At 73.7% G+C, this 12,878-nt stretch carries 12 protein-coding genes and 1 riboswitch; of the genes, 2 read left to right on the top strand and 10 right to left on the bottom strand.

The features are described from left to right. Positions 1-196 precede the first annotated feature (196 nt). The 5 genes from ACIRRU_RS21945 to ACIRRU_RS21925 form a co-directional block, all read right to left on the bottom strand. Positions 197-1,237, bottom strand: a complete 1,041-nt coding sequence (locus tag ACIRRU_RS21945) for an NAD(P)-dependent alcohol dehydrogenase (RefSeq protein WP_403683076.1) — start codon at positions 1,235-1,237, stop codon at positions 197-199. Between the two features lie 50 nt (positions 1,238-1,287). Continuing rightward, on the bottom strand, positions 1,288-2,094 hold the full coding sequence (locus ACIRRU_RS21940) for an SDR family NAD(P)-dependent oxidoreductase (RefSeq protein ID WP_403683075.1): 807 nt from the start codon (positions 2,092-2,094) through the stop codon (positions 1,288-1,290). Beyond that, entirely contained in the window at positions 2,091-2,819 is a 729-nt protein-coding gene (locus ACIRRU_RS21935; protein WP_403683073.1) for a TetR family transcriptional regulator, read from the bottom strand. Before ACIRRU_RS21935 ends, ACIRRU_RS21940 begins: the two co-directional genes overlap by 4 nt. 82 nt (positions 2,820-2,901) lie before the next feature. Next, entirely contained in the window at positions 2,902-4,104 is a 1,203-nt protein-coding gene (locus ACIRRU_RS21930) for a PP2C family protein-serine/threonine phosphatase (protein ID WP_403683071.1), read from the bottom strand. 239 nt (positions 4,105-4,343) lie between these two features. Further along, entirely contained in the window at positions 4,344-5,051 is a 708-nt protein-coding gene (locus ACIRRU_RS21925; RefSeq protein ID WP_403683220.1) for a GNAT family N-acetyltransferase, read from the bottom strand. Positions 5,052-5,712: 661 nt separating this feature from the next. On the opposite strand from ACIRRU_RS21925, the gene ACIRRU_RS21920 reads away from it, so the two are divergent. Then, positions 5,713-6,585 (top strand): RNA polymerase sigma factor SigF, encoded by an 873-nt coding sequence (locus tag ACIRRU_RS21920; RefSeq protein WP_403683069.1) that lies wholly within the window; start codon positions 5,713-5,715, stop codon positions 6,583-6,585. A 330-nt stretch (positions 6,586-6,915) separates the two neighbouring features. Next, entirely contained in the window at positions 6,916-7,935 is a 1,020-nt protein-coding gene (locus tag ACIRRU_RS21915) for a PRC and DUF2382 domain-containing protein (protein ID WP_403683066.1), read from the top strand. A 112-nt stretch (positions 7,936-8,047) separates the two neighbouring features. On the opposite strand, the gene ACIRRU_RS21910 is transcribed toward ACIRRU_RS21915, so the two are convergent. The 5 genes from ACIRRU_RS21910 to ACIRRU_RS21890 form a co-directional block, all read right to left on the bottom strand. Beyond that, positions 8,048-8,869, bottom strand: a complete 822-nt coding sequence (locus ACIRRU_RS21910; protein WP_403683063.1) for an ABC transporter ATP-binding protein — start codon at positions 8,867-8,869, stop codon at positions 8,048-8,050. Continuing rightward, a complete protein-coding gene (locus ACIRRU_RS21905; protein WP_403683060.1) occupies positions 8,866-9,960 on the bottom strand; it encodes a FecCD family ABC transporter permease in 1,095 nt (364 codons plus the stop codon). Before ACIRRU_RS21905 ends, ACIRRU_RS21910 begins: the two co-directional genes overlap by 4 nt. Further along, the gene (locus ACIRRU_RS21900) at positions 9,957-11,006 is read right to left on the bottom strand and encodes an ABC transporter substrate-binding protein (protein WP_403683057.1); all 1,050 of its coding nucleotides are present in this window, start codon (positions 11,004-11,006) and stop codon (positions 9,957-9,959) included. The genes ACIRRU_RS21905 and ACIRRU_RS21900 overlap by 4 nt, the downstream gene beginning before the upstream one ends. Before the next feature lie 59 nt (positions 11,007-11,065). Beyond that, positions 11,066-11,253: riboswitch (cobalamin riboswitch) on the bottom strand. 119 nt (positions 11,254-11,372) lie between these two features. Further along, positions 11,373-12,599: a beta-ketoacyl-[acyl-carrier-protein] synthase family protein gene (locus ACIRRU_RS21895; RefSeq protein ID WP_403683055.1), complete on the bottom strand. Its 1,227-nt coding sequence runs from the start codon at positions 12,597-12,599 to the stop codon at positions 11,373-11,375. Further along, positions 12,596-12,871, bottom strand: coding sequence for an acyl carrier protein (locus ACIRRU_RS21890; RefSeq protein WP_363203691.1), 276 nt, complete (start codon positions 12,869-12,871; stop codon positions 12,596-12,598). The genes ACIRRU_RS21895 and ACIRRU_RS21890 overlap by 4 nt, the downstream gene beginning before the upstream one ends. Between the last annotated feature and the right edge of the window lie 7 nt (positions 12,872-12,878).

Below are 12,878 nucleotides of genomic sequence, written 5' to 3'. Positions count from 1 at the left end.
GTGTCACCCGTCTCGGGGCGTCGGTGAGGACGCGCGGAGGGGCGTGGAGCGCGGCGGCCGTCCGGGCCGGGAATTAGCGGAAGTAGTAGTACGAACCCATGAGGCCGAGTGTAACGGCGGCCCCCGCCTCGCACCGGGAATTCTCCGGCCGGTGCGAAGGGGCGACCGCGTGGGGCAGCCCGGGGGGGCGTCGGGGTCAGCCGCCCGGAAGGATGACGGCGCGGCCGTTGACCCGGCCCGCGTGGAGGCGTTCGTAGGCGGCCGGGGCCTCGTCGATGCCGTACGTCTCGACGTGGACGTCCACCGCTCCGGCGCGGGCCAGGTCGAGGACCTCGGCCAGTTCCTTGCGCGAACCCCAGTAGGGGGCGCTGACGTTGGTCCCGTACGGAAGGGCGCCGAAGCCGACCGGGAGCGCCCCGCCGCCGATGCCGACGATCGTGACGTCACCGTCCACACGTGCCACGGCTCCCGCGGTCCGTACCGTGGGCGGTGCTCCGACGAAGTCGAGGACGACGTGCGCGCCGCGTCCGGCGGTCAGCTCCCGCACCCGGGCGGCGGCGTTCTCGTCGGAGAGGACCGTCTCGTGGGCGCCGACCGTCCGGGCCAGGGCGAGCTTGTCCTCGGTGACGTCGAGGGCGATCACCCGGGCCGCGGTCATGGCCCGCAGGAGCTGGATGGCGACATGGCCGAGGCCGCCGGTGCCGATGACGACGGCGGTGGAGCCGGGCACCAGCTTCGACCGGGAGCGCGCGATGGCGTGGTACGGGGTGAGCCCGGCGTCGGTGAGCGGCACCGTCGTCACCGGGTCGAGGCCGTCGATCGGCACGAGGTGGCGGGGGTCGTCGACGACCATGTACTCGGCCATCGCGCCGGGCGCGCCGAGACCGGGCGGCAGGATGCCCAGCTCCCCGGCGCGCAGGCAGTAGTTCTCCCTGCCCTCCGCGCAGTTGACGCAGGTGCCGCAGCCCCAGGGACCGTAGACCGCGACGGGGTCCCCGGTCGAGAAGCCGTCGACGCCGTCGCCGAGGGCGGCGACCGTGCCGACGCCCTCGTGTCCCAGGGTGAGGGGCAGCGGGAAGCGGATCTGCTCGGCGGGCATGCTCATCACGGCGATGTCCGAATGGCAGACGCCGGCGGCGGTGACCTTCAGCAGGACCTGGCCGGGGCCCGGCTCGGGGTCGGGGACGGTGACCACCTCGGGGGCGGCGCCGACGGCACGGTACTGAACGGCTTTCATAACTCTTCCTTACTTCTTCCTCGTTCGCTTCGCCCCCTTGGGGTGTGTGGTCAGGGGGCGGAGTAGCCGCCGTCGACCAGGTGGTAGCTGCCGTGGATGAAGGAGGCCTTGTCGGAGAGCAGGAACGCGGTGAGCTCCGCCACCTCCTCGGCGGTGCCGAGGCGTCCGGCCGGGTGCAGGGAGATCAGGTGCGCGCGGGCCTGGGGGTCGGCGTTCTTCAGCAGCGGGGTGTCGATGAAGCCGGGGCCGACCGCGTTGATCCGGACGTTCTGCGCGGCGTATTCGAGGGCGGCGGTCTTGGTGAGACCGACGACGCCGTGCTTTGCCGCGACGTAGGCGGGCGAGCCCGCGAAGCCGTTGGTGCCGAGGATGGAGGACATGTTGACGATCGCGCCGCCGCCCGCGGCGACGATGGCGGGGATCTCGCACCGCATCGAGTAGAAGACGCCGCTGAGGTTGGTGGCGAGGACCCGGTCCCAGTCCTCGATCCCGTACGCCTCGGTGGGGTTGCCGGGCCCGGCGATACCGGCGTTGTTCACGGCCAGGTGCAGGGCGCCGAAGGTGTCGACGGCGAACCGCACGCCCGCCTCGACGGAGACCGGGTCGGTCACGTCCATCGCGACGGCGACGGCGCGGGCTCCGGCGCTCTCCAGCTCGGCGGCGGCCTCGCGCGCCTTGCCCTCGGCGTGGTCGGCGACGACGACCGTGGCGCCGCCGGCGGCGAGCCGACGTGAGAGGGCGAGGCCGATGCCCGAGGCGCCGCCCGTGACGAGGGCGGTACGGCCCGCGAACTCGGGAGCGGCGGACGTGGGGGCGGTGGACGTGGGGGCGGTGGACGTGGGGGCGGTGGTGCTCATGAAGCTGCCTCTTGTTCTGTCTGTTCTTCTCGTTCTGTGGTGCCCGGTGCGCCGACGCCTCGGCGGGCGCCGGGGGCCGGAAGGGGGGTACGGGCTCCGAGCAGATCGCCCGTCAGGGCGTCGAACGCCTCGGCGACCAGCTCGGGCAGGGCCTCGGGCCGCCCTCCGCGCACCCATGCGGCCTGTGCGGCGAGCAGGGCGCCCGCCCCGGCGGCGACGGTCACGGCCGGCCGGATGTCCTTTCGGGGATCGACCCCGAGCCGGGCCGCCACGATGGCGACGGAGTCCTCCTGGGCGTCCACCCGGATGTGGTGGAACGCGGCGTAGAGGGCCGGTTCCTCCTCGGCGACGACCAGCAGGTCGAAGATCCGGGGGCGGCGGTGCCAGGGCTCGGCGTCCGGGTCGGCGAGCCAGGCGAGCACGGCCCGCCGGTAGGCGAGGAGCGGGGGTTCGGAGGCGGGGCGGGCCCGCAGGGCCTCGTTGATCCGGTCGCCGTCGCCCCGCAGGGAGTCGAGGACGGCGGCCTCCTTGCTCGGGAAGTACCGGCTGAAGGTCCGGCGGTCGACGTCCGCGGCCTCCGCGATCTCCTCGACCGTGACCTTCCGCAGGCCCCGTGCGAGTACCAGCTCGAACGCGGCCTTCGCCAGGGTGTCGCGGGTGCGCCGGGCCTTGCGGGTGCGCCGCTCCGGTTGACCGCGTTCCGGGTCTTTCCGTTCCATGGCCATACATGCACCGTACACCTGAAAATGTCCCCGCGCGACATCAGTCCCGTGGGGACATGAGAGACGCATCCCCGAGGGCGGTCGCTCAGACAGCGGCGGGCCGGCGGGGCAGCCGGTCGTCGGCCGGGGCGCTCCGCAGGGCCAGCGCGGCGATGTCGTCGCGCCGGACGCCGTCGGAGAAGTCGCCGAGGTCGGCCTGGAGGGCGTCGAGCAGTTCCTGCGGTCCGTGTCCGGCCCAGCGCCCGACCCGTTCGTCCAGGGGGTAGAACGCCCCGGTGACGTCACGCGCCTCGGTCACGCCGTCGGTGACGACGAGGAGCGTCGCGTCCGGCGGGAGGCCGAACGACTCCGCGGCGCGGGTCTCCCGGCTGAGTCCGGCGAGGCCGAGCGGTACGGAGGTCCGCCGGAGCGTGACGGCCGCGGCGCGGCCGTCGTGCAGCAGCCGCGGCGGCAGGTGGCCGCAGTTCACGGCCTCCACCCGGCCGCTGCCGTCGAAGCCGAGCACCAGCGCGGTGACGAAGCGCTCGGCCTCGCCGGTCTGGGCGGAGAAGGCGTTGTGCCGGACGACGGCGGCCTCCAGGGCCTCCACCACTCCGGTCAGCGTGGGCTCGCGGATCGCCGCCTCGCGGAACGCGGCGATGGCGGCGAATCCGGCGCCGATGGCCGCGATCCCCTTGCCCTGCACGTCGCCGATGATCACCCGGGTCCCGTGGGGCGATTCGACGACCTCGTAGATGTCGCCGCCGACGAAGCGGTCCTCCTCGATGGGCTCGTAGAGCCCGTGCGCGAGGACGTGGCCGGTGACGACGGGCAGGGGCCGCAGGATCTGGCGTTGCAGGGCGACGGCGGCCGAGCGCAGCCGCGCCATCTCGGTGGCGTGCCGGATACGGGCCGCGCAGGCGGCGACCCCGAGGGCGCAGGCGAGCACGGCGAAGCCGATGCCGAAGACGAAGTCCCAGAACGTGCCGTCCGCGCCCGCCCGGAAACCGACGACGACGATGGTGATCCACACCGCCACCCAGATCGTCTGGCGGAGGGTGCAGTAGACGGAGGCCAGGGCCGGGACGACGACGAGCAGCGGCACGACGCGCAGGTCGTTGCCCGTCGTGGCGTCGAGGAACACCACCAGCGCGGTCAGCAGCGCCAGCCCGGCGAGCAGCGGCCCGTTCCCGATCCGGCCCGCGGACGCCGCGACGACGCCGGGATCGGAGTCGGCGGCGAGGCCGGAGCCGTCGGGGACCCGTTCCGCTCCCCTGCCGGGCGCGGTCGCGTCCGGGTTCCGTGCCATGCGCGGCTTCCTCATGGCCACGGCCTGTCCTCCCGCTGGTCTCGGCGCCGCCCGCGGTTCCGGCCGGTCCCTACCAGTTGACCGGGACCGGGACCTCGGCGCAGGAGGGCATAGGGCCCTCAGCGGGTGCCGAAAGTCCTGGACGGGGGTTTCCGGCCCGGCGCTTTCGGTCCGGGGCCTTCGGTGCGGTGCTTTCGCCACCCGCCGGGTCGGTACGGCGGCGGGCGGGCGGTGCCGGGTCAGGGGAGCGAGGGCCCGCGGGAGGTGTCCGCCGGTGCGGGCCTCGCCGGAGGGAGCGCGGAGAGGAACTGCGTACGGCGGCGGAGCCGGAAGCCGAGCGATTCATAGAGCCTGATCGCTCCGGTGTTGGACCCGGCCGCGTGCAGGAACGGGGTCTCGCCGCGCTCCCGGATTCCGTGCGCGACCGCCAGGACCAGACGGCTCGCCAGCCCCTGCCCCCGTACGGACTCGTCCGTGCAGACCCCGCTGATCTCGGTCCAGCCGGGCGGGTGCAGCCGCTCCCCCGCCATGGCCACCAGCGCCCCGTTCCGCCGGATGCCCAGGTAGGCGCCCATCTCGATGGTGCGCGGCAGGAACGGGCCGGGGCGGGTGCGGGCGACCAGGTCCAGCATCTCCGGCACGTCGGCCGGGCCCAGCCGGACCGCCTCCGGATCCGGTTCCGCGGCCACCGACGCGTCGACGAGCTGGACGCCCTCGGCGTGGAAGACGATCTCCCAGTCGGGCGGCGGCGGCTCCCGGAACGCGGTCAGGGTCACCGGGACGCCCGGCCCGGCGAGCGACGCGACGTCGTCCCAGTCCTGGGCGTCCGGAGCGTCGGGCAGCGCCAGCCACGGGCTGACGTCGACGGGATAGCGCAGGATCCGCCCGCGACGTTCGGCGAAGTGGGCGTGCGGCCCGGTGAGGGAGGAACGGGCCGGGTTGTCCAACGGGTGGGGGCGGGACGGGGCGGCCGGGTCCGCCGTCTCGGGGCGGGCCTGCTGGGGTGCCGTGGGGCTGCCGGGGTGCTGCACGGGGCCTGGTGCCTTTCCGGGTCGTCGGCGAGGGGCGAGGGCGGGGGCCGGTGCCGGTCCTCCGCCTCTGGGGAAAGCCCACGCCGACGTGGCCGTATTCCTCCCCCGCCGTCTGTTCACGAGGCCGCAATCAACACCGCCGCGGGAGGCCGCCACCCGCCGAGGACCCCCGGATCACGGTCAGGGTCCGTGCTCGACTCCGCGTCCGGAGCGGGGCCCCGGTCCACGTCCGGGCCGGGTATCGGCGCGAGCCGGGGTGCGGGCGCACGCCCGCGCCCGCGAGCGGCGAATTCGACTCATCCGTGGGCCAATACGCGCCGGTCCGGTCCCAACGCCCGCTCGCCTGTGGCACTCTTGTGGCGACCGCCCCACCGGGCTCCCCCGTACCGGTGGGGCGGTTCTGTGGGTCCGCAGGCCGGCCGGCCTGCGGAGGTGACGGCGCTTCAGCGCCGAATAACAGCTAGTTCTGGCCAACTCGCGCCAAGTGGCCAGATCAACTCGCTTCCGCACGTATGAGAGCCCTACCTCGGGGAAGGCGAGTAAATCTCATGGCCTACCAGCTGGGGAGCGTGACGGGATGACGGAGCACAGGGCGCAGATCGCCGGTGCGGAGCGGGCGGGCGCCACGGAGGAACTGCCGTGGATCGAGGACGCCGGGAAGGTCGCCCCGCTGGACGCGCGCCGTCTCTCGCGTCTCTTCTTCGACCGTCTCCAGGTGCTGGAGGAGGGAACGCACGAGTACCAGTACGCGCGCAACACCCTCATCGAGATGAACCTGTCGCTCGTCCGCTTCGCCGCCAACCGCTTCCGCAACCGGGGCAGCGGCGACATGGAGGACATCATCCAGGTCGGCACGATCGGGCTGATCAAGGCGATCGACCGGTTCGACCTCTCCCGCGAGGTTGAGTTCACCTCGTTCGCCGTGCCGTACATCGTCGGCGAGATCAAGCGGTTCTTCCGCGACACCAGCTGGTCCGTGCACGTGCCGCGGCGGCTCCAGGAGCTGCGGGTGGACCTGGCCAAGGCCAAGGAGTCCCTGGCCGCCGATCTCGACCGGGACCCCTCCGTGCCGGAGCTGGCACGGCATCTGGGTATCGAGGAGTCCGAGGTCACCGAGGGCATCGTCGCGTCCAACGGCTATACGGCGGGCTCCCTGGACATGCCGACCGACTCCACCGAGGGCGGGCCCCACCAGACGGCGGCGCGGACCTTCGCCGACATCCTCGGCGAGCCGGACCCCGCGATGGAGACCGTCGAGAACCTCCACGCGCTCGCGCCGCTCCTCCATGAACTCGACGAACGGGAACGCCGGATCATCGACATGCGCTTCGGCCAGGAGATGACCCAGGCGCAGATCGGTGTGGAGCTGGGCATATCGCAGATGCACGTCTCCCGGCTGCTGAGCCGGATGCTGGGCAAGCTGCGGAGCGGGATGCTCACCCAGGAGTAGGACGACGGGTCACGCGAAGGCGCTGGGGTCCGACCGGTACATCACCGGTCGGACCCCAGCGCCTTCGCCGTGTCCGCCACGACCCGCTCCGGGGCGCGGCACCACCCCGCTCACTCGTTCGGCCTAACTCCGTTCGCCGCCGCTCGGACCCGCCGGACCGGGCCCGGGGCCGCTCACCGGGCCTCCGGCGGGCCGTCCCGGGCATGCACCCGCCGCGACCGGGCGCGCGCGGGCGGTTGCAGCGTGAAGGGGGGTGGGGCCCGATGGAAGCCGGACGCGCCACCTCTGGTGGAGCCACCCACAGGGCGTGCCCGGGAGGAGGCATCGGTTATGGCAGCCGCTGACGGTTTCACGGATTCCGGCGAGCTCGACGGTCTGACCGTGTACGACAACGATGGCGAGAAGGTCGGCAGCGTGGGCCGGGTCTACGTCGACGACGAGACCGGCAAGCCCGACTGGGTCACGGTCAAGACCGGCCTGTTCGGCATGAAGGAGAGCTTCGTCCCGCTCGCCGGGGCCCGTCGCGTGGGCTCCGACCTGCACGTCGCCCATCCCAAGGAGAGCGTCAAGGACGCGCCCCGGGTGGACGCGGACGCCCACCTCTCCGTCGCCGAGGAGGAGGAGCTGTACCGGCACTACGGTCTGTCCCGCAAGTCCGGCAACCTCGGTGAGAACCGGCGGACCGGCACGGACACGCCGACCGCCGCCGGGACCGGGACGATGGGCGCGGCGGGTGCCGCGGGCATGACCGGCAGGACCGGGACGGCCCCCGGCGCGAAGGCGACCGGGAAGGGCACGACGGGAGCGGGCATGGCGGGAGCGGGCAGCGGTACCGGCAGGCACCGCGACGCGGACACCTCCGCCGGGGCACGCCCGCTGGCGGGCGCCGGCGCGGGCACGCACCGGGCAGCCGACATGGGCGGCAAGGACGTCAGCGGCACCGACGAGCTGATCCGCTCGGAGGAGGAGCTGCACGTCGGCACGGAGGAGTACGAGAGCGGCAGGGCGCGGCTGCACAAGTACGTGGTGACCGAGGAGGTCACCCGGACCGTGCCGGTGTCCCACGAAGAGGTGCGCGTGGTCCGGGAGCCGATGCAGCCCGGCGAGAAAACCACGGGCACCACGGACATCGGCGAGCAGGACGTCGAGGTCACCCTGCACGCGGAGCGCGCCACCGTGCGCAAGGAGGCCGTGCCGGTGGAGCGGGTCCGGCTGGAGACCAACCGGGTCACCGAGCAGAAGGAGGTCTCCGCCGAGGTCCGCAAGGAGAAGATCGACTACGCGGACGGCAAGGACATGGGCACCGGGAAGGACGCCGGCGGCGAGTTCGGCCAGGGCCGTCGCCGCTGACCCTCTCGCACCGGTAAGCGGCCTCCGGGCCGCTCCGATGTCCTCGGCCGCCGGGCGGGCTCGTACTTCCGAGCCCGCCCGGCGGGCTGTCCGGGGACGCTCCCGCCGCCGGTCAGCGGCGCGGCAGGAACCGTACCGAGGGGCGCCCGTCCGGTCCGTCCGGGGTGACGACGGCACGCACCCGGTAGACCTGCTCGATGAGTTCGGCGGTGAGCACGTCGTGCGGAGTGCCGCAGGCGACGACCCGGCCCGCCGTCATCACGGTGAGCCGGTCGCAGAACATCGCGGCGAGGTTGAGGTCGTGCAGGGCGATCACGCTGGTGACGGGGAGCGCCGCGACCAGGGCGAGCAGATCCAGCTGGTGCTGGATGTCGAGGTGGTTGGTCGGTTCGTCCAGGAGGAGTTCGCGGGGCTGCTGGGCCAGGGCGCGGGCGATCTGGACGCGCTGGCGTTCGCCGCCGGACAGGGTGTGCCAGGACTGTCCGGCCCGTTCGGCGAGGCCGGTGCGCCGCAGGGCGTCGGCGACGGCCTCCTCGTCGGTGCGGTCGGGGGCCGACCAGGCGCGCCGGTGCGGGATGCGGCCGAGGCGTACGACGTCCAGGACGCTGAGGTCGACCTGGGTGACGGCGTGCTGGTCGACGACGGCGATCCGGCGGGCGACGGTACGGCGGCCGAGGGCGGGCAGCGGGTCGCCGTCCAGGGTGACGACGCCGGTGGCCGGTGCGAGGAGGCCCGCGAGGATACGCAGCAGGGTGGACTTGCCGGAGCCGTTGGGGCCGAGGAGCCCGACGGTGGCCCCGGGCGGCGGGGCGATGTCCACCCCATCGAGGATGAGCCGCCCGCCCGCCTCCCGGCCGATCCGCTCGGCACGCAGTCCGGCGGAGGTCGCGGCGGGCGCGGCGGAGTGTGCCGGGGAGGTCTCCGGGTGCGTCATGTCGTTCTCCGGGTGCGGTGGAGGACGAGGACGAAGGCGGGCACCCCGATCAGGGCGGTGACCACGCCGACCGGCACTTCCTGCGGGTCCAGCACGGTCCGGGCGAGGGTGTCGACCCACACCAGGAACACGGCCCCGGCGAGCGCGGTGACCGGCAGGAGCCGCCGGTGGCCCGAGCCGCAGAGGGCGCGGGCGGCGTGCGGCAGGACCAGGCCGACGAAGCCGATGGCCCCGGCCGCGCTCACCAGGGCCGCGGTCAGCAGGGCGGTGACGCACAGCAGCACGATCCGGGTGCGCGCCACGTCGACGCCGAGCGCGGCGGCCGCGTCCTGGCCGAAGGCGAACGCGTCGAGCGTACGGGCGTGGGCCAGGCAGACCACCAGGCAGACGGCGAGGACGGCGGAGCAGAACGCGACCTCGCTCCAGCCGACCCCGCTGAGCGAGCCGAGCAGCCAGAACAGCACCCCGCGGGTCTGCTCGGCGTCGGCCGACGTCATCACCACGAACGAGGTGAGCGCGGAGAACAGCTGCATCGCGGCCACCCCGGAGAGGACGACCCGGTCGGTGGTGCCGCCCAGGGTGTGGCTGAGCAGCAGCACCAGGGCGAACGAGCAGACGGCCCCGGCGAACGCCCCGGCGGAGAGGGACACCGCTCCCCCGCCGACGCCCAGGACGACCACCAGGACCGCCCCGGTGGAGGCGCCGGAGGAGACGCCGAGGACGAAGGGGTCGGCCAGCGGGTTGCGCAGCAGGGACTGCATCACCGTGCCGCACACCGCGAGCCCCGCCCCGCACACGGCGGCGAGCAGGGTGCGGGGCATCCGCAGGTTCCAGATGATGCCGTCCCGGATCGGGCTCAGCTCCGAGGCGCCGAACCCGAGGTGCGCGGCGACGGCCGACCAGACGTCGGGCACGGAGATCCGGGCGGGCCCGATGGTCACGGCGAGGGCGACGGAGGCCGCCAGGACCGCCAGTCCGCCGCCCCACAGGAGTACGGCGAGCGCCCTGGCGCTGTGGGCGCGGCCGCCGCCCGGAGCGGCGAGGGGCGGTGCACCGGACCGCTCCCTGGCCGCGGGGGTGTCCGTGCTCACCCCGTGAGGCCGAAGTCGCGCAGGGCGGCGGCGACGCGTTCCAGGCCCTCGACCGTGCGGATGGAGGGGTTCATCGCCTGGCCGCTCAGCAGAACGTACCGGCGGTTCTTCACGGCGTCCATGGTCCTGGTGACGGGGTTGGACTCCAGGAACTCGATCTTCTTCTCGGCGCTCTCGGCGGTCTGTGCGGTGCGGGTCAGATCGCCGATGACCAGGACGTCGGGGTTGCGGTCGGCGATGGTCTCCCAGCTGATCTGGGGCCATTCGTCGTAGGTGTCGTCGAAGACGTTCTTCGCACCGAGTTCTTTGGTGATGACGCCGGGCGCACCACAACAACCCGCGATGTAGGGGGCCTTGGAGTCGGAGAACCAGTACAGGAGCGACGCGCCGGAGGCGTCGACGCCCTCGGCGGCCTTCGTGACGCGGGCCCGGAGCTTCTCCACCAGGGCGTCCCCGCGCGCGGGGACGCCGAACACCCGGGCCAGTTCGCGGACTTCGGTGTAGACGCTGTCCATGGTCAGCGGTGTGGTGCGGGTTCCGTCGCCGCTGCCGCCGTTGTCCTTGCCGACGCAGTCGGCGGGTGAGACGTAGGTGGGGACGCCGAGTTTCTCGAACTGCTCGCGGGGGGCGACGCCACCCTTGGCGAGGGTGGAGGTGAGGGAGGCGCTGAGGAAGTCGGGTTCCTTGTCGAGGACCTTCTCGGACGAGGGGCGGTTCTCGGAGATCCGCTCGACGCCCGCGTTGGCCTTCTCCAGGCCCTTCATCACGGGGTCGGTCCAGGTGGCGGAGCCCGCGAGCCGGTCGGCGAGGCCGAGGGAGAGCAGGATCTCGGTCGAGCCCTGGTCGACGGAGACGGCCCGGCGCGGCGGGGCCTTCACCGTGACGGTGTGGCCGCAGTTCTCCAGGGTGACCGGGTAGCCGTCGGCCGCGCCGCCCCCGGCCGCCGTGGAACCGCCGCCGCCGCAGGCCGTCAGCAGGAGGAGTCCCGCCGTGAGCAGGGCGGCGGTGCGTATCGGTACGGGGATGGCCGTGGACGTGGGCAGCACAGAAGGACCTCGTGTCTCTGGGCCCAGCCGCGGAGCCCGTCGTACGGTTCCCGTGCCCCGGCGCGGGTACGGGCGCCAGCAGGTCTTCGGACTCGGGTTCGTCCGGGCGGGACGCCTTCCCGGAGCAGATCACCGCTCCAGTGGCCGTGGCCCCGCCCGTCCCCCTCACCGCTGCGCGTCAGTTCCGGATTCGCACCGGATTCCCTGACCCCGTCGCCGGGGTTCGACTGGCCCCGGCAAGCTATCACGCGTCTTCACGCAGATCAGCGGCGGTTCGCCGGACCCGTGACCACGCCCCCGGGGGCCGGTGCGGCGCGGGATCGTCCCGCCGCACCGGCCCGCCGGCTTCCGTTCGCCGCCTCGGTGTTACGGAGCGGCTTCCAGCGCGATCACCGCGTTCTGGCCACCGAAGCCGAAGGAGTGGCTGACGGCGCGCCGCACGGGCGCCTCACGCGGCGTCTTGGTGACGCAGTCGATGTCGAAGCCGGGGGCCGGGGTGTCCAGGTTCGCGACCGGCGGGATCAGCCCGTGCTGGAGGGTGAGGATGGTCAGGCCGGTCTCGATGGCTCCGGCCGCCCCCATGCAGTGGCCCAGCACCCCCTTGGCGGCGGTGACCGGCGGGCGGTGCGGGTAGGCCCGCCCGATCAGGGCGGCTTCGGTGGCGTCGCCCTGGGGGGTCGATGTCCCGTGCGCGTTGACGTGGTCGACGTCCTCGGCGCGCCAGTCCGCGTCACGCAGCGCGGCGTCGACGGCCGCCCGTGCGACGTCCCCGGAGGGGTGCGGGCTGGTGGGGTGATGGGCGTCGGTGGTCTCTCCGACGCCCGTGATCAGCGCCCGGGGTACCGCGCCCCGGGCGCGCGCCTCCTGGGCCCGTTCCAGGACCATGACGGCGGCGCCCTCCCCCATGACGAGCCCGGCCCGGTCGGCGGCGAAGGGGCGGCACAGGCGGGCGGGGTCGCCGTCCCGCGCGGCCGCGGCGCCGGAGCGGGCGAGGCCCGTCATGGCGACCGGGAACACGATCGACTCGGTGGCCCCGGCGATCGCGATGTCGCACCGGCCGAGGGTCAGCAGGTCCCGGGCGACCGACAGCGCGGTCACCCCGGACGAACAGGCCGTGCACGGCGCCAGGCTGGGCCCGGTGGCCTTCATCCGGATGGCGATCTCGGCCGCGGGCATGTTGGGGATGGTCAGCAGGATGCCCGAGGGGGAGGTGGCCTCGGGTCCGCGCCGCTCCAGGGCGACGGCCTGTTCGGTGAGTCCGGCGGAGCCGCCGCTGCTGGTGCCGACGACCACGGCGACCCGGGCGCCGTCCCACTGCGCCGGGTCGAGTCCGGCGTCCGCGACCGCCTCCCGGGCGGCGAGGACGGCGAACTTGACGTACCGGCCCATCCGGAACGCCGTACGGCCGCCGACCGCGCCGTCCAGGTCGATGCCGGAGACCGTGCAGGCGAAGTCGACCGCGCAGCCGTCGAGTTCGGGCACGGTGCGGGCGGGCGAGCGTCCGGCCAGGACACCGTCCCAGGTGGTGGCGGTGGTGGTGCCGACCGGGGTGATCATGCCCAGGCCGGTCACGGCGATGGCGGGTCGCTTCATCGGGTGGTGCTCACCGGCACCGCGCCCTCGGCCGCCGCGCCGCCCGCGGCCGCGTCGAGGAACGCGGAGATGTCGGCCAGCGTGGCGTCCTTGTACAGCTTCTCGGAGTCCGCGTCGACTCCCAGGGTCTCCTTGATGATGACCGCGAACTCGGCGACCGCCAGGGAGTCCATCTCCAGGCTGTCCATGGTGGATTCGGGCAGGATCTCGGCCGCGGGCACCTTGAAGGTCTCGGTCAGCACCTCGGCGATCTTCGGGTGGATGGTCTGCACGGTGGTT

This window comes from Streptomyces sp. NPDC101181, assembly GCF_044767975.1.
Classification (GTDB): Bacteria; Actinomycetota; Actinomycetes; order Streptomycetales; family Streptomycetaceae; genus Streptomyces.
The sequence above is the reverse complement of the archived record's forward strand: the minus strand, read 5'-3'. Positions and strand labels throughout refer to the sequence as shown.